18 protein-coding genes and 1 pseudogene are annotated in these 22783 nt (G+C 68.1%); 9 read left to right on the top strand and 10 right to left on the bottom strand.

The window, feature by feature from the left end:
- Positions 1-174: 174 nt before the first annotated feature.
- Complete coding sequence (locus BC358_RS01270) at positions 175-1026, bottom strand: 3-hydroxybutyryl-CoA dehydrogenase (RefSeq protein WP_079364355.1); 852 nt, start codon at positions 1024-1026, stop codon at positions 175-177.
- 149 nt (positions 1027-1175) lie between these two features.
- Here BC358_RS01270 and BC358_RS01275 point away from each other — a divergent pair, with 149 nt between their 5' ends.
- Both BC358_RS01275 and BC358_RS01280 read left to right on the top strand, forming a co-directional pair.
- Complete coding sequence (locus BC358_RS01275) at positions 1176-2813, top strand: GMC family oxidoreductase (protein ID WP_079364356.1); 1638 nt, start codon at positions 1176-1178, stop codon at positions 2811-2813.
- A 16-nt stretch (positions 2814-2829) separates the two neighbouring features.
- Positions 2830-3129, top strand: a complete 300-nt coding sequence (locus tag BC358_RS01280; protein WP_066153812.1) for an antibiotic biosynthesis monooxygenase — start codon at positions 2830-2832, stop codon at positions 3127-3129.
- Between the two features lie 113 nt (positions 3130-3242).
- Here BC358_RS01280 and rocF read toward each other — a convergent pair whose 3' ends face one another.
- The 4 genes from rocF to BC358_RS01300 form a co-directional block, all read right to left on the bottom strand.
- Positions 3243-4160, bottom strand: a complete 918-nt coding sequence (gene rocF, locus BC358_RS01285) for an arginase (protein WP_143434136.1) — start codon at positions 4158-4160, stop codon at positions 3243-3245.
- Between the two features lie 71 nt (positions 4161-4231).
- Positions 4232-8269, bottom strand: a complete 4038-nt coding sequence (locus BC358_RS01290; RefSeq protein ID WP_079364358.1) for a PAS domain S-box protein — start codon at positions 8267-8269, stop codon at positions 4232-4234.
- Between the two features lie 72 nt (positions 8270-8341).
- A complete protein-coding gene (gene icmF, locus BC358_RS01295) occupies positions 8342-11635 on the bottom strand; it encodes a fused isobutyryl-CoA mutase/GTPase IcmF (RefSeq protein ID WP_079364359.1) in 3294 nt (1097 codons plus the stop codon).
- A 39-nt stretch (positions 11636-11674) separates the two neighbouring features.
- A complete protein-coding gene (locus BC358_RS01300) occupies positions 11675-12547 on the bottom strand; it encodes a PPK2 family polyphosphate kinase (RefSeq protein WP_079364360.1) in 873 nt (290 codons plus the stop codon).
- Positions 12548-12690: 143 nt separating this feature from the next.
- Here BC358_RS01300 and BC358_RS01305 point away from each other — a divergent pair, with 143 nt between their 5' ends.
- From BC358_RS01305 to cqsA, 4 genes and pseudogenes are all read left to right on the top strand, one after another.
- Complete coding sequence (locus BC358_RS01305; RefSeq protein ID WP_066153800.1) at positions 12691-12936, top strand: metal-sensitive transcriptional regulator; 246 nt, start codon at positions 12691-12693, stop codon at positions 12934-12936.
- Between the two features lie 23 nt (positions 12937-12959).
- A pseudogene (locus tag BC358_RS22230) lies at positions 12960-13640 on the top strand (MBL fold metallo-hydrolase); the annotation flags it as partial.
- 24 nt (positions 13641-13664) lie between these two features.
- Entirely contained in the window at positions 13665-14075 is a 411-nt protein-coding gene (locus BC358_RS22235) for a rhodanese-like domain-containing protein (protein ID WP_256861408.1), read from the top strand.
- A gap of 160 nt (positions 14076-14235) precedes the next feature.
- Complete coding sequence (gene cqsA / locus BC358_RS01315; protein WP_066153794.1) at positions 14236-15480, top strand: alpha-hydroxyketone-type quorum-sensing autoinducer synthase; 1245 nt, start codon at positions 14236-14238, stop codon at positions 15478-15480.
- Here the strand turns inward: cqsA and BC358_RS01320 are convergent.
- Entirely contained in the window at positions 15468-16454 is a 987-nt protein-coding gene (locus BC358_RS01320) for a response regulator (protein WP_079364362.1), read from the bottom strand. The genes cqsA and BC358_RS01320 overlap by 13 nt on opposite strands.
- Before the next feature lie 3 nt (positions 16455-16457).
- Positions 16458-17696 carry a PAS domain-containing sensor histidine kinase gene (locus BC358_RS01325; protein WP_243721671.1) on the bottom strand — a complete coding sequence of 413 codons (1239 nt, stop codon included), beginning with the start codon at positions 17694-17696 and terminating at the stop codon, positions 16458-16460.
- A 183-nt stretch (positions 17697-17879) separates the two neighbouring features.
- On the opposite strand from BC358_RS01325, the gene BC358_RS01330 reads away from it, so the two are divergent.
- Together BC358_RS01330 and BC358_RS01335 are read left to right on the top strand one after the other, a co-directional pair.
- Entirely contained in the window at positions 17880-18551 is a 672-nt protein-coding gene (locus BC358_RS01330; RefSeq protein ID WP_066153788.1) for a helix-turn-helix transcriptional regulator, read from the top strand.
- 72 nt (positions 18552-18623) lie between these two features.
- Positions 18624-19388 (top strand): type III pantothenate kinase, encoded by a 765-nt coding sequence (locus BC358_RS01335; RefSeq protein WP_079364742.1) that lies wholly within the window; start codon positions 18624-18626, stop codon positions 19386-19388.
- On the opposite strand, the gene BC358_RS01340 is transcribed toward BC358_RS01335, so the two are convergent.
- Entirely contained in the window at positions 19385-20908 is a 1524-nt protein-coding gene (locus BC358_RS01340; RefSeq protein ID WP_079364363.1) for a wax ester/triacylglycerol synthase family O-acyltransferase, read from the bottom strand. The two genes, BC358_RS01335 and BC358_RS01340, sit on opposite strands and share 4 nt — an antisense overlap.
- Before the next feature lie 139 nt (positions 20909-21047).
- Here BC358_RS01340 and BC358_RS01345 point away from each other — a divergent pair, with 139 nt between their 5' ends.
- On the top strand, positions 21048-21302 hold the full coding sequence (locus BC358_RS01345; RefSeq protein ID WP_066153785.1) for an acyl-CoA-binding protein: 255 nt from the start codon (positions 21048-21050) through the stop codon (positions 21300-21302).
- A gap of 33 nt (positions 21303-21335) precedes the next feature.
- On the opposite strand, the gene BC358_RS01350 is transcribed toward BC358_RS01345, so the two are convergent.
- Both BC358_RS01350 and BC358_RS01355 read right to left on the bottom strand, forming a co-directional pair.
- Positions 21336-21671 (bottom strand): polyhydroxyalkanoic acid system family protein, encoded by a 336-nt coding sequence (locus BC358_RS01350; RefSeq protein ID WP_079364364.1) that lies wholly within the window; start codon positions 21669-21671, stop codon positions 21336-21338.
- A 14-nt stretch (positions 21672-21685) separates the two neighbouring features.
- Positions 21686-22759 carry an aminopeptidase gene (locus tag BC358_RS01355; RefSeq protein WP_373270124.1) on the bottom strand — a complete coding sequence of 358 codons (1074 nt, stop codon included), beginning with the start codon at positions 22757-22759 and terminating at the stop codon, positions 21686-21688.
- Positions 22760-22783: the final 24 nt, after the last annotated feature.

Consider the following 22783-nt stretch of genomic DNA (forward strand, 5'->3'; position numbering starts at 1 on the left):
CCTTGATGGCGTTCAGGCCATTCTGGAGACGCGGCGCCGCCGCCCATTGATCTGCCTCAAGAAATGGCTCCCCCCGCGCCGCCTTCGGCGTCACCCCCGGGGGGCGGCACTGGCGGCCCGGCGAAGCCGGTTCCGCGGTGCCACTGGATCAACTACCCTTCTGTCGTGGGTGCCTCAGTACGTATACACCCCGCGCCCCGTCTTGCGGCCCAGCCAGCCGGCCGCCACCATCTCCTTGAGCAGCGGGGCCGGGCGGTACTTGCTGTCGTTGAACTCGGCCATGTAGACGTTCATGACCGCCAGGCAGACGTCCAGACCGATCATGTCGGCCAGGGCCAGCGGGCCGATCGGCTGGTTGGTGCCCAGCTTCATGCCGGCGTCGATGTCCTCGGGCGTGGCGATGCCCTCGGCCAGCACGAAGAAGGCCTCGTTGATCATGGGCACCAGGATGCGGTTGACCACGAAACCGGGGGCGTTCTTCACGGTGATCGGTGTCTTGCCCAGGGCTTCGGCCAGGGCCTTGACGGCGTCGTGTGTGGCGTCGCTGGTCTGCAGGCCGCGGATGATCTCCACCAGCGCCATCATGGGCACCGGGTTGAAGAAGTGCATGCCGATGAACTTGTCGGCGCGTTGCGTGGCCGCGGCCAGCTTGGTGATGCTGATCGAGCTGGTGTTGGTGGCGACGATGACTTCGGGCGCCAGGATGCCGTCGAGCTGCTGCAGGATCTTGACCTTCAGGCCTTCGTTTTCGGTCGCGGCCTCGATCACGAGTTGCGCGCCTTTGAGGTCGTCGTAGCTGGTCGAGCCTGTGATCAGTGCCAGCGCCGCCGCCTTGCCTTCGGCGGTCAGCTTCTCTTTCTTGATCAGGCGGTCCAGGCTGCCGGCCACCGTGGCCAGGCCCTTGTCCACCGCGGCCTGGGCCACGTCGACCATGACGACGCGGATGCCGCTGACGGCGCAGGCCTGCGCGATGCCGTTGCCCATGGTGCCGGCGCCGATGATGCCGACGGTCTGGATGCTGCTCATGTGGGAATCACTCCTGGAAGATGAGGGTAAAGACGGAGGCGCTCTAGGCGGGCCAGCCTACTGCGGCGAAAAGCCCTGTGCTACCTTGCCCCGCATTGTCGCGCAGCGTCCTGCAACGGCATGACAGGCGCGCGACGCCAGGAGTCAACATGTTCGATTACATCGTCGTGGGCGGTGGGTCCGCCGGCAGCGTGCTGGCCGGCCGCCTGAGCGAAGACCCGGCCGTGCGCGTGGCGCTGCTCGAAGCCGGGCCGCCGGACCGCAGCGTGCTGATCCACTGCCCCGGGGGGCTGGCGGTGATGGCCAAGTACCAGCTCAACGGCTGGGACTATTCCACCGTGCCGCAGCCGGGGCTGCACGGCCGGCGGGGCTACCAGCCGCGCGGCAAGGTGCTGGGCGGCTCCAGCTCCATCAACGCCATGATCTATGCGCGCGGCCACGCGCAGGACTACGACGCCTGGGCCGCCGAAGGCAATCCGGGCTGGTCGTTCAGCGAGGTGCTGCCGTACTTCAAGCGCGCCGAGCACAACGAGCGCGGGGCCGACGACTGGCACGGCAGCGGCGGCCCGCTGAACGTGATGGACCTGCGCTCGCCCAACCCGGTGCTGCCGGACTTCGTCGAGGCGGGGCGTCAGGCGGGCTACCCAGTCAACGCGGACTTCAACGGCGCCGAGCAGGAGGGCGTGGGCGTCTACCAGGTCACGCACAAGAATGGCGAGCGCTTCAGCGCCGCCAAGGCCTACCTCACGCCGCACCTGGGGCGCAGCAACCTGCGGGTGATCACCAGCGCGCTCACCACGCGCGTGGTGACGGAACAGCGGGGTGGGCGCCCCGTGGCGGTGGGCGTCGAATACCGGCCCGATGGCGGCCGCGGCGCGCCGCAGACCCTGGCCCTGAACCCGGGTGGCGAGGTGCTGCTGAGCGCCGGCGCCTTCGGTTCGCCGCAGCTGCTGATGCTCTCGGGCATCGGGCCGACCGCGCACCTGTCGGAGCACGGCATTGCCTCAGTGCTCGAACTGCCCGGCGTAGGCCGCAACCTGCACGACCACCCGGACGTGGTGATGGTGGTGAACGCCCCTCGTTTGACTTCACTGTTCGGCATCTCCCCGAGCGGCATCGCCGACATGGTCAAGGGCGTCTTCGAGTGGCGCAGCCGCCGCCGCGGCATGCTGACCACCAACTTCGCCGAGGCCGGCGGCTTCATCAAGAGCTCACCCGAGGAGGCGATCCCCGACCTGCAGCTGCACTTCGTGGTCGGCAAGCTGGTCGATCACGGCCGCAAGACCGTGCTGGGCCATGGCTATTCCTGCCACGTCTGCCTGTTGCGCCCCAGGAGCCGCGGCACGCTGCGCCTGGCCAGCAGCGACCCGCAGGTGGCGCCGCTGATCGACCCGGCTTTCCTGCAGGACCCGGACGACGTGGCGCGGCTGGTGCTGGGCTTCAAGCGCATGCGCGCCCTGCTGCAGCAGCCGGCCCTGGCGCGCCATGGAGGCATCGAATCGGTCGCCTCGCGCGACGCTCAGAGCGATGCCCAGATCGAGCAGTTCGTTCGCCACCACGCCGACACCATCTACCACCCGGTCGGCACCTGCCGCATGGGGCCGGACCCGGCGGCGGGTGCCGTGGTCGACGCTCGGCTGAAGGTGCACGGCGTGGACGGGCTGCGCGTGGTCGATGCGTCGGCGATGCCCAGCGTGGTCGGCGGCAACACCAATGCGCCGGTGATCATGATGGCTGAGAAGGCCGTGGATATGATTCGCGACGACCGCCGGGCCGCCGTGGCCTGAACCCGCAGGAGCGAACATGATTCTTGAACACGCCGACATCCGCATCGACCCCGCCAAGGCGGCCGACTTTGAAGCCGCGATCCTGCGCGGGGCCAGCACCGTGATTGCCCAGGCCAAAGGCTTTCAGGGCTTCAAGGTCAACCGCAGCATCGAAAGCCCGGGCCGCTACATCCTGAACATCTACTGGGACACGCTGGAAGACCACACGGTGGGTTTCCGCCAGTCGCCGGCCTTTGCCGAGTGGCGCAGCATCGTCGGCCCGTTCTTCCTGCAGCCGCCGGTGGTCGAGCACCTCGAACTCGTAGGCAAGAGCTGAAAGACAACGCATACGGAGCGCGTGCCTGCTCCAGTGATGCGGAGGAACCGGCTTCGCCGGGCCGCTCGCATCGCCCCCGGGGGGGGTGACGCCGAAGGCGGCGCGGGGGGAGCCTATTTCTTCCTCATCAGTGTCGACTTGCCGAACAGGCTCTCGATCAGGTCCACCGCCAGCTCGGCGGTGCGGTTGCGCACATCGAGCGCCGGGTTGAGTTCCATCACGTCCAGCGAGGCCAGGCGCCCCGTGTCGGCGATCATCTCCATGCACAGCTGGGCCTCGCGGTAGGTCGGGCCGCCGGGCACCGTGGTGCCCACGCCGGGCGCGATCTCCGGGTCGAGGAAGTCCACGTCGAAGCTCACGTGCAGGTGGGTCCTGTCGTCCAGCCCCATCAGCGCCTGCTCCATCGTGTGGCGCATGCCCATCTCGTCGATGTAGCGCATGTCGAACACCTCCAGCCCCACCTCGTGCACAAAGCGCTTCTCGCCCGGGTCCACGCTGCGGATGCCGATCTGCCGCACCACGTCGGCTGTGATGGCCGGGGTGTGGCCGCCGATGCCGGTGAGCACCGCCGGGCCGTGGCCGCACAGGCAGGCCACCGGCATGCCGTGGACGTTGCCGCTGGGGGTGAGTTCGGCGGTGTTGAAGTCGGCGTGCGCGTCCAGCCACAGCACGCGGAGCTGCTTGCCGGTTTCGCGGCAGTGGCGGGCCACCGCGCTGATGGACCCCATGCCCAGGCAGTGGTCGCCCCCCAGCACGATGGGCAGTCGGCCCTGGGCGAGTTCGGTGTGCACCGCGTCGTGCAGTGTGGTGTTCCAGGCCACCACCTCGGGCAGGTGGCGGTAACCGTCGACCGGCGGTTGCCAGGGGTTGGACGGGCCGCCCAGGTTGCCACGGTCGATCACCTGCAGGCCGTGGCTCTCCAGCACCGCTTGCAGGCCGGCCACGCGAAGGGCCTCGGGCCCCATGGAGGCGCCGCGCGCGCCGGCGCCGATGTCGGTGGGAACGCCAATGAGGCTGACGGGTAGGTTCATGGTCGGTTCGCTGATGGAAGACGGGTCAGTGTAGGAACGGCGGCGGGACGTTCAAGCAGGCTTTCCCGCATTCAGGCCAGAGGCAGTTCGATTTCGAAGCGCGCACCCTGGCCGGGGGCGCTCTCGGCGCGGATCGTCCCGCCCATGCGCTCCACGGCCTTGAGCACCAGGGCCAGCCCGATGCCGGTGCCCGGGATCTGGTCCTGCCGGTGCAGGCGCTGGAACATGCCGAAGATGCGGTCGTGGTGCTTCATGTCGAAGCCGATGCCCTGGTCGGTCACGCTCAGCAACACCCGGTCGCCGTGGATTTGCGCCTCGATGCGGATGTGCGGCGCCTGGCCCGCGGGCGTGAATTTGAGTGCGTTGTCGATCAGGTTGCGCAGCACGATGGCCAAGCCCTTGGGGTCGGCCTGCACCTGGAGGTCGTCGGGCACCGACGTCTCCAGCACGCCCTGGCGGGTTTCGAGCTCGTCGCGGAACGGCGTCGCCACGTCCCGCACGCACGCGGCCAGACCCACCGGCCCGATCTGCTCCGTCATCTGCTGCAGCCGGGAGTAGGCCAGCAGGTCGCTGACCAGACGCGACATGTGCAGCGTCGCGCGCTGGATGCGGCGCAGGTAGTCGCGGCCCTGCTCGTCCAGCTGCTGCGCGTGCTCCTCCAGCAGCAGGGCGCTGAACCCCTCGATGCCGCGCAGCGGCGTGCGCAGGTCGTGCGAGGCTGAATAGGTGAAGGACTCCAGCTCGCGGTTGACGACCTGCAGCCGCTGCACGCTGTCGTGCAGCTGTTGGGTGCGCTCCTGCACCTTCTGTTCGAGCTGCTCGGCCAGTTCGCGCAGCCGGGCCTGGGCGCGGCTGCGTTCCTGCAGGTTGACCAGCATCTGTGCGAACAGCTTGAGCAGCGTGATTTTTTCCTCGTCGTACTCGTGCGTGCTGCGGACCGAGTCCAGGCCCACATAGCCGAGGCAGCCGTCCTGCCCTGTCAGGGGCAGGGTCATGAGACTTCGGATGCCCTGGGCCATGATGAGGTCCTTGAGGGTGCTTTCGGGCAGGGCCTGCACATCGGGCACATACACCATCTCGCCCCGCTGGTGGGCCGCCTCCCAGTCCTGGGCCCGGCCCATCGGCAGGTTCTGCAGAAGGGCCTGCCCGGAGGCAATGCCCTCGGCGCACCACTCGTGCGTGTTGGAACTGGTGCGGGTCTGGAAGTCGTAGGCGAACAGGTAGGCGCGGTCGGCGGCCACGAAGCTTCCAAGATCGCCCAGCGCTTCCAGGATGGCCTGGTCCATCTGCTGCAGGGGCAGGTTGATGAAGCGGTTGGCCAGGCGGAACAGCAGCAGCACAAAGTCGTTCAGGTGCTCCCGCTCGCGCTGGACCTGCTGCTGCTCGGTCGTGTCGCGCACCAGGAACATGCACTGGTCGCCGCCCGGCAGCCAGGCCAGGCGGGTGTTGAAGTAGTGGGCGCCATCGGACAGTTCCATGCTGTAGTCCAGCTCCTGCAGTCCGTCGGTGCGCGCCCTGGCCATGGCCGAATGCATGGTGGCTGCGAGCGGCGCGGGCATGACCTCGCGGATGGTGCGCCCCAGGAACTCCTCGGGCCGGCGATAGAGCTGGTCGGCGCCTGCCTGGTAGAACACGAAGCGCTCCTGGGCGTCCACCACAAACAGCAAGTCCCGGAGCACGTCGAAGACCTGCTTGAGGGTGGCGTCGCGCTCGCGTGCGGTGGCCTCGGCCTCCCGCAGATCGGTCACGTCCAGGCAGGAGCCGACGTAGCCGATGAAGCGCTGGTCGGCGTCGTAGCGGGGCCTGGCCTGTTCGTGCACCCAGCGGTACACGCCGTCGTGGCGGCGCAGGCGGTATTCCATGCTGTAGGGCCGGCGCGCATCAAAGCTCTCGTCGAAGATCTTCTCGCAGCGGTCCCGGTCCTGCGGATGCAGGTCCTCCAGCCAGAAGGTCTCGCATTCGGTGGCCAGGTCGCGGCCGGTGAAGTCGAGCCAAGCCTGGTTGAGCCAGTCCGGGTGTTTCTGGTCGTCCACGGTCCAGGCCAGACCGGCCGAGGCATTGGCCACCGTGTCCAGGTGTTTGAGGGTTTGACGCTGCGCTTCTTCCAGTGCCTTGCGGTCGGTGATCTCGAAGGTGGTGCCCGCCATGTAGGTCACCCGGCCCATGGCGTTGCGCAGGCCGCTGCCCCGGGTGTCGAGCCAGCGCACCCGGCCCTGGGAGTCGACGGCACGGAACTCGATGCGGAAATCGGCCTCGCCCCGGAGGAAACGGAGCAGGGTCTCGCGCACGCGTCGGCGGTCCTCCGGATGGATCAGCCCCATGACGACCTTCTCCATCTGCTCTTGCGCAGGAGGCTGGTACCCCAGGTTCAGGAAGAACTCGTCGCTGGGCAGGATGAGGTCGCGCAGGAAGTCGCGTTCCCAGACCTGCCCATGTGAGGCGGCCAGCCGGAATCGCTGCTCGTTGCGCTTGAGCGCCCGCTGGTCTCTCTCCAGCTGGGTGACGTCGCGGAACATCAGCAACAGGCAGTCACCGCCGTCCCGCTGCACCCGTTCGGCGCTGTAGCGCACATGGATCAACTGGCCGTCGGCCCGGTGGCTGCTGCCCTCGACATCGCGCACCTTCTCGCCATGCTCCAGGGCATCGATCAGGCTCTGGTGGCGGATGGCGGAGTTCCAGAGCCCCAGACCGGCCGAGGGCTGACCGATCAGCTGTTCGCGTGATCGCCCGAACAGTTCGCAGAAGGTGTCGTTGACCAGCAGCAGTCGGCCGCTGTGCCACTCGCTGAGCGACATGGCCTCGGGGGCGGCCTGGAAGGCGGTCTCGAAGAGCTGTTGCGCGGAGTGCCGCAAGGCTTCCGCTTCATGGCGCTCGGTGATGTCGCGCGTGATGACCAGGACGGTGGGGGCTTCGCCGGCCGGCGCAGGCTCCCGGCGGGCCTGGGACTCCCAGTGCCTCATGCCGCCGGGTCCCGGGTGGCTGAAGTAGAGTGTCTCGGCCTCCCCGCTGGCCAACACCCTTTGCAGGCAGGCGGTCCACAGCGTTTCGTTGTCGGGGGAGCCGCCCAGGGCGCTGATGGGGCGGCCGATCAGTGCACCGGGGTTCAGCCCGGTCGCCACTTCGATGGCCGGGTTGGCATACAGCACGCGACAGGCGCTGTCGTAGCGCACGACCACATCGGGCATGTGGTCGGTCAGGGTCTGCAGATGGTGCTCGCTGCGGGCCAGTGCGCGCATCGAGCGGTGTAGGCGCCACGCGCCGTAGGCCATGGCTGCGGCCACCAGCAGGGTGAGGCCCCAGGCCAGCGGCAGGATGGTCCGCCAGCCGGTCAGCACGCTGTCGACCGACAGGGCGTACACCAAGACCACGCGGTCGGCCTCGCCGCCGAGGCGCTGGTAGCCGACGATGCGTTCCACGCCGTCGAGCATGGCCGCGGCCCGGAACACACCGCCGGGCTGGTGGTCGAGCGCGGTGGCCACATGGCCGCGGAAGCTGCGACCCTGCTCCTCGGCCACCATGGGATGGCGCACCAGCAGCGTGGTGGCCCCGTCGGGCTCCAGCCGGAACAGGCTCATGCTGCCGCCCTCGGGCAGGCCTTCGGATTCGAAGCGCCCCAGAAGGGCGTCTCGTGGCAACCACAGCTCGTAGGTCTCGGGGGCACCGGCCCCCGGCTGGCGCCACAGGAAGGGCAGCACCCAGCGCCCGCCTTCCTGGCGGGCCAGCTCCGGCACCCACGCCCGTTCGGGAATGGCGGGGGCGGCCCGGTCGCCGGGGGGGCGGCGGTGCAGTTCGAACGGCAGGCTCAGAGAGTCCACCAGCGGGCGGTGGTCTCCCAGCAGATTGAGCGGCTGCAACCCGGACGGAGGGCGGCTGACCTCGATGGCGGCGCGACCCAGCCGGAGGGACTGGTCGAGTTCTGCGGCCAGGCGCCGGACCTCCCGCTGCGCCCGGGCCTGTGCAAGGTCCAGGGCTGCATCCCGCTGGGCCAGCAGCAGGACGGTGACCAGCGCGACCAGCAGGCCGATGGACACGAGCACCAGCGCCACCAGCCCCCAGGGTCGGGTGTCGCTGCGGAACGGGGGGGTGGTCGGCTCGCTGGGTGAGGCCATGAAAGGGTGGGTTGCTGTGCGTGGACCCAGATGGGTCACAGGGAGTCTAGCAACCCGGACCCGGGCGGGCGATCACATGTTCCGGCGGTACTGCCCGCCCACCTCGAACAGTGCACTGGTGATCTGGCCCAGGCTGCAGCAGCGCACCGCGTCCATCAGCACCTCGAACACGTTGCGGTTCTCGATCACCGCCTGCTTCAGGCGCGCCAGCTGCATCGGCGCCTCGGCGGCGTGTCGGGCGTGGAAGTCGGCCAGGCGCTGCAGCTGGCTCTGCTTTTCCTCTTCGGTCGAGCGAGCCAGCTCGATGGACTCGGGCACTGGGTCGCCCTTGGGGTTGCGGAAGGTGTTGACGCCGATGATGGGGTACTCGCCGGTGTGCTTGAGCATCTCGTAGTGCATGCTCTCTTCCTGGATCTTGCTGCGCTGGTAGCCGGTCTCCATCGCGCCCAGCACGCCGCCGCGTTCGGCGATCTTCTCGAACTCGGCCAGCACGGCTTCTTCCACCAGCTCGGTCAGCTCGTCGATGATGAAGCTGCCCTGGTTCGGGTTCTCGTTCTTGGCCAGTCCCCACTCGCGGTTGATGATGAGCTGGATCGCCATCGCGCGGCGCACCGAGTCTTCGGTCGGCGTGGTGATCGCTTCGTCGAAGGCGTTGGTGTGCAGCGAGTTGCAGTTGTCGTAGATCGCGATCAGCGCCTGCAGCGTGGTGCGGATGTCGTTGAACTGGATTTCCTGCGCGTGCAGGCTGCGGCCGGAGGTCTGGATGTGGTACTTGAGCTTCTGGCTGCGTTCGTTGGCGCCGTACTTCTCCTTCATCGCCACGGCCCAGATGCGGCGGGCGACGCGGCCCAGCACCGTGTACTCCGGGTCCATGCCGTTGCTGAAGAAGAACGACAGGTTGGGCGCGAAGTCGTCGATGTGCATGCCGCGCGCCAGGTACGCCTCCACGAAGGTGAAGCCGTTGGACAGCGTGAAGGCCAGCTGGCTGATCGGGTTGGCCCCCGCTTCGGCGATGTGGTATCCCGAGATCGACACCGAGTAGAAGTTGCGCACGTCGTGGTGCACGAAGTATTCGGCGATGTCGCCCATCACCTTCAATGAAAACTCGGTCGAGAAGATGCAGGTGTTCTGGCCCTGGTCTTCCTTGAGGATGTCGGCCTGCACCGTGCCGCGCACATTGGCCAGCACCCATTCGCGGATCTTGGCGGCCTCGGTGTCGGTCGGCTCGCGGCCGTTCTCGGCCTTGAACTTCTCCAGGTTCTGGTCGATGGCGGTGTTCATGAACATCGCCAGGATCGACGGCGCCGGACCGTTGATGGTCATCGACACGCTGGTGGTCGGGTTGCACAGGTCAAAGCCCGAATACAGCACCTTCATGTCGTCCAGCGTCGCCACGTTCACACCGCTGTTGCCCACCTTGCCGTAGATGTCGGGCCGCAGGTCGGGGTCGTTGCCGTAGAGCGTGACCGAGTCGAAGGCGGTGGACAGGCGCTTGGCCGGCATGCCCTCGCTCACCAGCTTGAAGCGGCGGTTGGTGCGGAAGGGGTCGCCTTCGCCGGCGAACATGCGGGTCGGGTCCTCGCCCTCGCGCTTGAAGGCGAAGGTGCCCGAGGTGTAGGGGAAGCTGCCGGGCACGTTGTCCAGCATCAGCCACTTGAGGATCTCGCCGTGGTCCTCGTACTGCGGCAAGGCGACCTTGCGGATGGTGGTTCCGCTGAGCGATTTCGTGGTCAGCGCGGTGCGGATTTCCTTGTCGCGGATCTTCACCACGTACTCGTCGCCCGCGTAGGCCTTCTGCATGTCGGGCCACTGGGCCAGCAGCTTGCGGGCCGCCGGGTCCTGCTGCAGCTCGCGGGTCTGCGCGAGGTCGATGGCAGCCTCGGAGGCCTTGGGCCGGTTGGGTTTGTCCACCGCGAGCATCGCAGCGGCGGCGCGCAGCTGCTGGATCTCGCGCGCCAGCTGCGCCTGTTCCCGAGCCTTCTTTTTGTAGCCGCGCACGGTGTCCGAAATCTCGGCCAGGTAGCGCGTGCGCGCCGGCGGCACGATGGGCGTCTGGTTGGTGCTGTGGCGAACGTTCACCAGCGGCAGCTGGCCGTCGGTCAGCTTCAGCCCCTTCTCGATCAGCCGGGCCTTGAGCGCCTGGTAGAGCGCGGTCACGCCGTCGTCGTTGAAGCGCGCCGCCATGGTGCCGAACACCGGCATCTGGTCGGGCATGACGGTGAAGGCTTCGCGGTTGCGCTGCACCTGTTTGGCCACATCGCGCAGTGCGTCGGCCGCGCCCTTGCGGTCGAACTTGTTGATCGCCACGAACTCGGCGAAGTCCAGCATGTCGATCTTTTCCAGCTGGCTGGCGGCACCGAACTCGGGCGTCATCACGTACATCGGAATGTCCACGTGCGGCACGATGGCCGCATCGCCCTGGCCGATGCCCGAGGTCTCGACGATGATCAGGTCGAAGCCCGCCACCTTGCAGGCCGCCACCACGTCGGGCAGGGCAGCGCTGATCTCGCTGCTGGTGTCGCGTGTGGCCAGGCTGCGCATGTAGACGCGCGGGCCCTTCTGCCAGGGCGTGATGGCGTTCATGCGGATGCGGTCACCCAGCAGGGCGCCGCCGCTCTTGCGGCGGCTGGGGTCGATGGAGATCACCGCCACGCGCAGCGCGTCGTCCTGGTCCAGGCGGATGCGGCGGATCAGCTCGTCGGTGAGCGAGGACTTGCCGGCGCCGCCGGTGCCGGTGATGCCGAGCACGGGCACGGTCTTGCCGGTCGCTGCGGTGCGCATGGCCTCGACCAGCGCGGCGTCGGCCTTGCCGTTCTCCAGCGCCGTGATGAGTTGCGCCAGCGCGCGCCAGTTCATCTCGCCATGGCCCTCGATAGCCTCGATCGCCTTCGGTGCATAGCCGCTGATGTCGCGGTCACAGCGCATCACCATCTCGCCGATCATTCCCTGCAGGCCCATGCGCTGGCCGTCTTCGGGGCTGTAGATCCGGCCCACGCCGTAGGCGTGCAGCTCGCGGATCTCGGCCGGCACGATCACGCCGCCACCGCCACCGAACACCTGGATGTGCTCACCGCCGCGCTGCTTGAGCAGGTCCACCATGTACTTGAAGTACTCGACGTGGCCGCCCTGGTACGAACTGATGGCGATGCCCTGCACATCTTCCTGCAGCGCGGCCGTGACCACGTCGTCCACCGAGCGGTTGTGGCCCAGGTGGATCACCTCGGCGCCCATGCCCTGCAGGATGCGCCGCATGATGTTGATGGCGGCGTCGTGGCCATCGAACAGGCTCGCGGCGGTGACAAAGCGCACCTTGTTCGTGGGGCGGTAGCTGGCCAGGGCCTTGAAGTCGGCGGACAGGTCGGTCATGGTGGGGTCTCTCTCGGGTGGTCTTGTCGGGATGAGCGGTCATTCGACCCGCAGCCCCTTGAGGGCCGGGTCTTCGGGAGGAAAGCGCAGGTCCAGCGCCTGCAGCGTGTCGCGCACGGTGGTCGCGATCATCAGGTTGCGGTGCGTCTTGCTGTTGGCGGGCACCACGGTCCAGGGCGCCCACGGCGTGCTGGTGGCTTCGAGCAGGTCCTCGTAGGCCTGCTGGTACTGCGCCCACTGCTTGCGCACTTCGAGGTCGCCGAGGCTGAACTTCCAGTGTTTGGTGACGTCGTCCACCCGCTCCTGCAGGCGCTCGCGCTGCTCGTCGAAGCCGATGTGCAGCATGAACTTCAGCACCACGGTGCCGGTCTCGGCCAGCAGGCGCTCGAAGTCGTTGATGTGCTGGTAGCGCTGTTTCGTCTGCGCCGGGGTGATCCAGCCATTGACCACCGGCACCAGCACGTCTTCGTAGTGGCTGCGGTTGAACACGGTGATGTGGCCCGCGGCCGGCACCTGCTGGTGGATGCGCCAGAGGTAGTCGTGCGCACGCTCAGGCTCGGTGGGCGCTTTCCAGCCCACGGTGTGCACGCCCAGCGGGCTGGTCTGGCCGAACACGCCGCGGATGGTGCCGTCCTTGCCCGAGGTGTCGGTGCCCTGCAGGATCACCAGCAGCTTGTGCCGGCCATCGGCGTAGAACAGGTTCTGCAGCTCGTCGATCTCGCGCGCCAGGGCCAGCACCCGGGCCTGGTCCTCGGCCTTGCTGCCCTTCGAGAAAGGCTTGTCCCCAGGGTCAAAGTCCTTCAGCCGAACCTGGCGCCGGCCCGGCCCGACCTGCCACCGAGCCCAGGGGCTGTCCGCCGGTGCGCGCAGCGCCTGAAAAAGCGCCTGGTCTTTGCCGTTCCGGGTGTTCATGAAGGTGTCCGTATGGTTGATTGACGTTTACGTAAACGTAAATTCGAATGTTAACGCAGGCCGCCCGGATACACCATGGGGGAAGCCCGCCCAGGCCTGGAGGCCTAGAATCTTTCGGCCGTCGCCCAGAGAGAAAGAAACCGATGCCCACCGTCCACGACCCCGAACGCAAACGTGCCCTGGTGCTGCGCCTCAAGCGCGTCGAAGGGCAGTTGCGCGGCATCCAGAAGCTGCTGGAGTCCGACGCCGACTGCGAGACGGTGGCCCAGCAGCTGTCCGCCGCCCGCAAGGCCCTGGACAAGAGCTTCTTTGCCATGGTCGGCTGCGTGATCGCCCAGGGCGACGTGCCGCCCGACGACGTGGCCGACATGCTGGCCCGTTTTTCCTGACCCACCGCCCTTCAGGTCCTGCCATGAAACCCATCCAGCTGTTCGACCCGGCGTCAAGCACCTACACCTACCTGCTGTTCGACCAGGCCACGCGCGAGGCCGTGATCATCGACCCGGTGGACGAGCAGATCGAGCGCGACCTGGCGGTGCTGCGCGAGTATGGGTTGCGCCTGGTCTGGACCCTGGAGACCCATGCCCATGCCGACCACATCACCAGCGCCGGCAAGCTGGCCGAGCTGGCGGGCGCCAGGACGGCGGCGCCGGCGGGCTGCGGCATCGGCACCGCGGGCCGGCAGCTGCAGGATGGCGACGAGCTTGAGTTCGGTGCCGAGCGCCTGCGCGCCCTGCACACGCCGGGCCACACGGCCGGCAGCATGAGCTACCTCTGGCGCGACCATGTGTTCACCGGCGACGCGCTGCTGATCGGCGGCTGTGGCCGCACCGATTTCCAGTCGGGCAGCGCGGTCGACCTCTACCGCAGCCTCACACAAGTGCTGTTTGCGCTGCCCGATGACACCACCGTCTGGCCCGGGCACGACTACCAGGGCCGCACCTCGTCCACCATCGGCAACGAGAAGACCAGCAACCCGCGCGTGGCCGGCAAGACCGAGGCCGAATTCGTGGCCATCATGGACAGCCTGAACCTGCCCCGGCCGCGCCGCATCGACGAGGCCGTGCCGGCCAACCTCACGTCCGGGCTGCGCCACGACGCCGACGGGGTGCAGCTGATGCAGCCGCGCACCGGGCAGGGCGGCTACGCGGGCGATGTGTCGCCCCAGCTGGCCTGGCAGTGGGTGCAGCAGGGCGAGGCGGTGCTGGTGGATGTGCGCACCGACGCCGAGCGCGAATGGGTGGGCTTTGTGCCCGGCGCGCTGCCGGTGGCCTGGAAGCAGTGGCCGGGCATGGCCATGAACGCCGGGTTCGACGAGGCGGTGCGCGCCGCCGCCGATGGCGGACGCAAGCTGGTGCTGCTGTGCCGCAGCGGTGTGCGCTCGGTCGCGGCCGCGCGGCGTGCCACGGAACTGGGCCTGGAGGCCTACAACATCCTCGAAGGCTTCGAGGGTGATCCCGACGGCCACGGCCAGCGCGGGCGCAAGGGCGGCTGGCGGTACCACGGGCTGCCCTGGCGCCAGAACTGAGATCAGAGAGACCGCTGCCATCCGCTGGCGCGCCGCTTATCGGATAAACAGCGTCAGACTTGAGAAGAAAGCGTAACCACCCCTGCTAATGCTGACAGGGAGGGGGCGATTTTCATCCTACAAGTTTTTTCAATGGGTTCTTCTTTAACAGGAGCACCCCATGGAACTGCTGGACCACACCCTTGAAGCGCAACGTCCTTCTCCCCGCCTGACGGCCGCGCTGGAGGCGCGGATCCAGAAGGATTTCGTGCCCCGCTGGAACGACCTGTGGCAGGGTCGGTTTGCGGTGCAGGGCGCACGCCCCGGCCCCAACTCGGTGCGCCTGGACGGCAACGACTACCTGTCGGTGTCTGGCCATCCGGACATCGTGCGGGCCCAGGTGGAGGCGCTGACCCGCAGCGGCAGTTTCGCCGTGCAGTCCGGGGTGTTCATGCACGACGAACACCCGACCCGCAACCTCGAACTGAAGCTCGCGCGCTGGGTGGGCAAGGAGGACGGGTTCGTGTGCCAGTCCGGCTACGCGGCCAATGTCGGCCTGATCCAGTCGGTGGCCAATCCGGAGACGCCGGTGTACCTGGACGGGCAGGCCCACGCCTCGCTGTGGGAAGGTGCCCACGCGGCCCGCGCACCCTCGCAGGTGTTCCGGCACAACGACCCCCAGCACCTGGACAAGCTCATGAGCCGGCACGGCCCGGGACTGGTGGCGGTGGACTCGGTCTACAGCACCACCGGCGCGGTGTGCCCGCTGCTGGAGATGCTCGACGTGGTGGAGCGGCACGGCTCGATGATCCTGGTCGACGAGTCGCACTCGCTGGGCACCCACGGTCCCTCGGGCGCCGGCCTGTGCGCCCAGCTGGGGGTGACGGACCGGGTGCATTTCATCTCCGCGAGCCTGGCCAAGGCCATGGCGGGGCGGGCCGGCTTCTTCACCGCGCCGGACCGCCTGCGCTACCACATCCTCACCTCCAGCTTCCCCAACATCTTCAGCTCCTGCGTGTTGCCGCACGAAGCGGCCGGCCTGGCGGCCACGGTGGACGTGCTGCAGCAGGCCGACGCCGCGCGCGAGAACCTGCGGCTGGTGACCCGGCGCATCCGCAGCGCGCTGACCGGTATGGGGTATCCGATCGACCAGGGCACCGAGCAGATCATCGCGCTCGAAGCGGGGCCGGAGCCCGCCACCATCCAGGTGCGCGACGAGCTGGATGCGCTGGGGGTGCACACCGCGTTCTTTGGTGCACCGGCCACCAGCCGCAACCGGTCCCTGGCACGGATGACCCTGCACTCGGCGCTGACCGAGGCGGAGCTCGAACACGTCGAGTCGGCTGCGCGCCTGGTCGCCGACCGGGTCCGGCCCTGGGAATGGGCGGCCGCCCGCCGCCAGCGCGGTGGTGCTCAGCTGTCCTGAATGGTCCGCACGCCCTGCATGTCCAGGAAGTTGCGGTACGGGTAGATCGGCAGCGGCAGGTCGGTCTCCGCCAGCAGGAACAGGGCGCCGATGAGCTGTCCGTCGTCGCCCACCGCAAAGGCCTTTTCGGTCCGGATCGGCCCGCGCAGGCCCAGCTGCTGGTGCAGCTCGACCGCCGGAAGCAGCAGCCCCTTCTGGATGGCCTGCACGACGTCGAACCCCAGTCCCGCCGACCGGGCCAGATCGGCCACGTCCTTCAGGCCGGAGGCGGGCTCCAGCTGCAGCCATTCGCAAAGGCCTTCCGGCGTCAGGCCCAGCATGCCAAAGGGTTCATCGAGCACGACGTACTCGATCCAGTGCGAGCGGGCGCGGGTCAGCAGCGCCTCCATGATGGATGGCACCTCAAGCAGGGCCTGGTGGTGGGACTGCATGGCCGTGCGCCAGACGGTGTTCAGCCGCGGATGGGCGCGCCGGGCCAGCTTGATCAGGGTGGTCATCAGGCGCCCGGCGATGTCGGCCGTCTGCTTGGGGATGAACTGGTCGATCAGGCCGTTGTTGAAGGCCTTGATCGCGATCTGCTCATCGGCCTGCCCGGTCAGCAGGATGCGCGAGCCCGGCCAGTCCACCAGGGTTTCGAGCACCTTCAGGCCATCGATGCCTGGCATGGCGAAGTCCACCACACAGGTTTGTGCCAGCTGGTAGCGCGCCGGGTTGGAGCCCCAGTAGCGCAGCACCTGCGGCAGCAGATGGTGGCCGTGGCGCCAGCGGTCGATCATCTGCAGGTGGTGCCCCGCGTCGGCCTCCCAGCGCGCCGGCTCGTCGTTCATCCGGGCGATGAAAGCCGCCGGTCGTGAAAACAGTTCGACCTGCAGAAAGCTGGGCACGACCATGCCCAGCATCTCCAGATAGTCGATGTCGTCGTCCAGAAAGATCAGGCTTCCCGAACGGTGGTACAGCGGAAAGTTGAAGGCCATGGCTCAGTGTGTGCTCGTGGGCGGTATGAAGGGGGCACGCTCGTCCCGCAGGGGCAGCACGATCGTGAACGAGGCACCGTGACCGGGTTGGGACTGGAGGAGCAGCCGACCGTCCGACGCCTCCACCACGTTTTTGCAGAACGTCAGCCCCAGTCCGTTGCCGACACTGCTCTGCAGTGAGAAAAAGGGTTCGAAGATGCGGTGTTGTTTCTGCAGCGGAATGCCGGTGCCCTTGTCGGTCACCACGATCCTGCCCAGCCCGTCCTTGACCGTCACCTCCACGCGCAGGTCGCCCGGCTTGGGGGCGTCTCCGGATGCGGCCAGCGCATGCATGGCATTTTTGATCAGGTTGACCAGAACCTGTGAAAACTGGGCACGAGACCCCAGGAAGCCGAAGTCCTCTTCCAGCGCCAGCTGCACGCATTCGCGCTCGCGCGGTGAGCGGAACGGGTACTGGCCGAGCACGTCCTGCACCAGTTCGAACGCGGTGAGATGGGCGGTGGGCCGGGGCAGCCTCAGCAGCTGCGCGTTGGAGATCTGGGTGTCGATCTGCCGGTTCATGCTGCGCACCAGGTTCTGCAGCCGCTGCGCCAGCTCTTCCAGCTTCTTGCGCTTGGGTTCGGGCACGTCGTGCTGGGCCAGGCCACGCAGCACGTCGCCGACCAGGTTCACCGTGGCCAGTGGCGTGCGCAGTTCGTGCGCCATCACGCCCATGGTGCTGAGCGTGTTGATCAGCCGGACCCGGCGCAGGTTGGCGCCCGACATGCCCAGCATCAGGCTCATGCCCAGGGCAAAGCCGATCAGGGTGAGGTTCTCGGGCTCGATGCCGACCCAGGTCTGCTGTGTGCCGGTGAGCAGGAACAGGCCCGCGGCGACTGCGAACCCGGTGATGCAGCCCAGCGAGGCCAGGCGCCAGTCGGTGATGTGGAAATAGATCAGGATCATGCTGCACACACTGGCCAGCCAGACCTTGTTGCCCTCGTTCATCAGGAACATCCATCCGAAGAACAGCGGCAGCTGCAGCCAGAAGATCAGTCCGTACACCCAGACGCTGGTCTTGGACTGCAGGTCCCGGTTCACGCGCGGATGCAGCAGCAGCAGCCCCGTCAGGGCCAGCACCACGCGCACCGCAAACAGCTCGTAGGGCTGCGGCAGGGCCTGGCCCCACAGCCACCCGAAGATGAAGTGGCCGCCGAAGGTGAAGACGCCCAGCCATTGGAGGCGGGCCGTCGAAGGATGCAAAATAGGCTCCAGAGGTGCATGGACAATTTCGTCCACCACCCAGCGCCAGAACCTCAGCCTGGCGTTGTGAACCCTGAGACGGTCCCACTGCAACATGTATTCCTTCCAGCGTCGACCGACGTTGCCAGCCCGTGGTCTTGTGGCGGGCGGGTCCATTGTCCCGGCAACGGGGCGTCGCCCGTCATGACCCTTCCTGTCAACTTTGACAGCGTGGGCGTGGACGCCATTTTGGCCGATTGGGTTCGCGCCTTGCGCGACTCCGGGGTCGAGGCGGTGCTGGTGATGGGGCCCAATCCGATGGGGGGGCGGGACGAGCGCGAGGTGCTGGCCGTGCATCCGCCGCGCCTGCTCGGTGCCGCGGAGGCCCTGGCCGCCAGCACCGACTTTGGCGCCAGCTGGCGCGACAGCGATGCACCCCTGGTGGCCTGGCAGGACATTTCCAAGGCGGCCTATGCCGAGCCGTCCAGCCGCTGGCGCAGGCTCTGGCTGGCCCACGGGCACCAGACCCTGGTGCGGGTGGCCTTCAGCCTGCCGGCGGGGCGCGCGTTCGAGTGCTTCATGTTCAGCCCCCGGGCCTTCGCGGACCGCTCCGAGGCCGCGGCCCTGGCCTGGTCGGCCTACAACATCTGGCCGATGCTGCGCCGCGCCATCGCCGAGCAGCGGGTCACGCTCAGCCCCCGCGAGCAGGAGAGCCTGAACTACGCCTTCGAAGGCCTGACCGCGCGCGAAACCGCGCAGCGCATGGACTGCTCGGAGCGCACCGTCAACTACCACCTGGCCAATGCCATGGCCAAACTCAAGACCGACAACAAGCTCTCTGCGGTGCAGCGGGCCTGCTGGATCGGGTTGATCTGACGCCGGTGATGTCGCGATGAGGATGCTGCATCGCCGCAAAGTGCCTGCCAGGCCTTGTTCATAATCTTCCGCATGACTTTACTGGCGCTGGATGTTGGCAACACGCGATTGAAATGGGCGCTGTACGACGCCCCCCGTGTGGGAGGGCGCCTGCTGGCGCATGGTGCACAGTTCCTGGAGAACATCGAGAAACTGGCCGAGGGCGACTGGAGCAGCCTGTCCGCACCCACCCGGGTGCTGGGCTGCATCGTGGCGGGCGACGCTGTGAAGCGGCGGGTCGAGGAACAGCTCGAACAGTGGGACGTGACGCCCCAGTGGGTGGTGTCCAGCGCGTCGGAGGCGGGTCTGAGCAACGGCTACGACCACCCGGCCCGCCTGGGTTCCGACCGCTGGGTTGCGATGATCGGCGCGCGCCAGCGCCTGCTGCAGAAGGGGCCGGCCAGGCCTTGCATCGTGGTCATGGTCGGTACCGCGGTGACGGTCGAGGCGATCGATTCGGCCGGCCGCTTCCTGGGCGGCATCATCCTGCCCGGCCACGGCATCATGCTGCGCGCGCTGGAGTCCGGCACCGCCGGGCTGCACGTGCCCACCGGCGAGGTGCGCGACTTCCCGACCAACACCAGCGACGCCCTCACCAGCGGTGGCACCTTCGCCATCGCCGGTGCGGTGCAGCGCATGTGGGACAACCTGCGCGGCCATTGCGGCGAAGACCCGGTCTGCTACATGACCGGCGGCGCGGGCTGGAAGATGGCGCCCAGCATGTCCACGCCCTGCGAGCTGGTGGACAGCCTCATTTTCGACGGCCTGCTCGAAATCGCCCACAAGCGGTTCGGTTAGACCTCGCCCCAGGGCAGCATCAGGGTCACGGCCAGCAGTTGCGCAAATTCCGGTTCGAAGGCGTCGATGATGCGCTGCGGGTCGGGGCAGAGCGCGCTGTCGGCGATCACGCCGAACTGCACGCCGCCGCCGTAGCTCAGGATGGAGACGCCCAGGCCCACCGTGCCGGTCTGTGGCACCCAGAACATGGTCTGCTCCAGCGTCGCGCCGCAGAACTTCAGCTTCTCGCCGGGACCGGGCACATTGGTCATCACGGCGGTGGTCTTGCGGCCGAACAGGCTGAGCATCGCGTCCTGCGCCGGCTTGATCAGCAGGCCCGCTACCGACAGCAGGCCGAAGGTCAGCAGCGGCTGCAGACTGCCCTTGAGCGCGTTCATGCGCGCGCGCACCGCGTACACGCGCTCGATCGGGTTGGCGATGCCCACGGGCAGCACCAGCGGGATCAGGCCGAAGCGGTTGCCCAGCTTCCAGGCGTCCTCCATCGGCCGCAGGTTGATCGGCACCATGGCGCGGATCTCCTTGCCTGCCGGGTCGTCGCCATGGTGGCGCAGGTAGCCGGCGATCGCGCCCGCCACGCAGCTGAGCAGCACGTCGTTGACCGAGCAGTTGAGCGCCTTGCCGATGGCCTTGACCTCGGTCAGCGGGATGGGCTGGCACCAGGCCACCCGCTTTTCACCCTTGGGTGCGCCCTTGAGCCGCGTGGGTGAGTCGTCGGGCATGAGGGCCAGTGCCGCCAGATCGCTGGCGAGCTGGCCTCCGAGGCGCGCCACCTCCATGGCTTGGTCCAGTGTTTCCCCGAGCCCTTGCTGCGGCGCCGCCAGCATCGACAGCGACTTCGCCGCCCCGCCACCGGCGGCGTCCAGCGCCCGTGCGGCGATGTCACCGAAGGGGCGGATCAGCGTGTCGGCCACCCAGTCCTCGGCCGCCTCCAGCCCCTGTTTGTGCGACCGGGGCTTTCGCTTGGGCGGTTCGGTGCCGCCATCGACCAGGCTCATCATCACGCTGATCAGCGCGATCCCGTCGGCGATGCAGTGGTGGATGCGCGCGATCAGCGCCGAACCACCCTCGTAGTCCTCGATCAGCTCGAACTGCCACAGCGGGTGCGCCGGGTCCAGCGGCACCATGGCCAGCGCGCCGGCGCGCGCCTGCAGCGCCGCCTGGGCTTCCTGACCGCGGCGGCGGGTCAGCGTGTGCGTGACCACATGGCGGTCGAGCGAGAAGTCGGGGTCGTCGCGCCAGTGGGCGCCGGCGGCGTCCTGCTGGGCGGTCTGCCGGAAGCGCCGGTAGCCCAGCAGCTTGTCCTGCACCCGCTGAGCCAGCGCCTCGCGCGTGATGCCGGGTCGCAGGATCCAGACGCCCACGATCATCATCAGGTTGGTGTCCGAGTCCATGCGCAGCCAGGCGGTGTCCACCTTGCTCATGCGCTCGCCCTCCAGGCCCAGGACGCCGGCCACCGACTGCAGGGTGCTGCGGCCCTCGGGTGGGGATTTCGGCGTGCCTTTGCGGATGCGCGTGACCATGGTGTCTCCTGCGAGGCCCCGGGGTTGGGGGCTGGTTGTGATTGGGTGGCGGCGTCTATTCTGGGGGCAGTCGCAACCGTAAGATACCGGGCCTCCCCTAGCCCGGGTCCGGGCCACCCCCTCACTCACGGAGACCTTCATGTCCGACCTCAAGTCCCGCTTCGATGCCGCCGTTGCCCAGTCCAAGAACCTCAGCGAGCGCCCCGACAACGCCACGCTGCTCAAGATCTACGGCCTGTACAAGCAGGGCACGGTGGGCGACAACACCGAGAAGAAGCCCGGCTTCGGTGACATGGTCGGCCGCGCCAAGTGGGACGCCTGGAACGGCCTGAAGGGCACGTCTCAGGACGATGCGCAGCAGCAGTACATCGACCTGATCGCGTCGCTGAGCTGAGCTCCCACGCTCCGCTGCTGCGCGGGGCCTGTCTTACTTTTTCTTCGAGCCGGTGGCCGTTTTGGCCGCCGGCTTTTTCTTGGCCGCCAGCAGCTCGTCCAGGTTTTTGACGATCTCGCTCTCGATGCGGTCCTTGAAGGCGCCGAGCAGGAAGCCGAGCTGAGCGTCCAGCTCGAAGTGATCCGCCGTGACCCGCAGCGTGCCCTTGGCACCGGTGCGCGAGAAATGCACCTCGTCGCAATCCACACCCTCTTCGTAGGCGCACTGCATGTCGAACTCGGCCTCGGCCTGTTCGGCCCATTGCCAGGCCACCTTGCGTGCGCCGGAGATGCCGAGGTGGTGGTTGCGCCGGATGTGGATGTTCGCCATGGTGTTCGCGTTGTTCAGAGGGTTGACGGTGGCCGGGCGGCGGGATCGAGGGCCTGGAGGGCGGCCTGGCGCTCGGCCGCGGTCTGGCGGGCCAGCGCGCGCACCGCATCATAGAACCGCGCAAAGTCGCGGCCCTCGCGCTCGAACAGCGCCTCGAATGCCGGCACCCACTGGTCGTAGGCGGCCTGGGCACCGAAGCTGGCGTTGTTGGCCCGGGCGACCCAGGCGTCGTAGCCCTTGTAGCCGCCCCAGCCTCGGCGCAGGCCGGCGTAGCGCTGGCGGAAGTCGTGCAGCACCTGGGCCTTGCGGGCCAGTTTGGCGGTGTCGTCGAGCGTGGCGTCGTCGTAGAGTGCCTGCAGCCGTTCCCTGGTCTCGCGCGTCAGCGCACGAAAGGTTTTGCGGCGCTCATCGAAGCCGGCGTAGGTCTGGCGCGCTGTCTCGTCGGCCTGGGCCAGCCAGCGCGCGCCGCCGATGCGCTCGACCGCCGTCGCGAAGGACTCGTTGAACACGGTGTCACCGGAGGCGTAGGCCACCTGGTGGGCCAGCTCGTGAAAGATCAGCCGTGCCAGCTCACCCTCGGGGTAGCCGATGAAGGTGTTGAGCAGGGGGTCGCCACCGGCCCAGTTCATCCAGCCCAGCGTGGAGTAGGCGGGCACCGGATAGACCGCCACGTCCAGGTCGCTGCCGAGCCCGGCCGCAAACGACCGGGCCTCGGCCTCGTCGTAGTAGCCCCGGTAGCCGACACAGCCGGCCACCGGGAAGCACCACTGCTGCAGGCGCAGCGACAGCGGGGGCGCGGCGACCACGTTGTAGACCGCCGCCTTGCGCTGCAGGTCGGCATAGCGCCGGTAGCTGGCGTTGTCGGGCAGACCCAGTTCGGTGACCGCAAAGGTGCGGATGCGCTGCGTGAGCTGCAGCTTGTGCTGCAGCGCGGGTGGTGTGGCCGGGTCGTCCAGCCAGTCCTGCACCGGCCGCGCCGCGTGCATCAGCTTCAGGTGGCCGGTGACCGACTGCCAGTAGTAGCCGGGGCCGGCGTCGGACGAAGCGCAACCGGACAGCAAACCCGCCAGACAACACACCACCAGCACGCGCCGAGGAACCGGCTTCGCCGG

Source organism: Hydrogenophaga sp. H7 (genome assembly GCF_002025745.1).
Lineage (GTDB): Bacteria > Pseudomonadota > Gammaproteobacteria > Burkholderiales > Burkholderiaceae_C > Hydrogenophaga > Hydrogenophaga pseudoflava.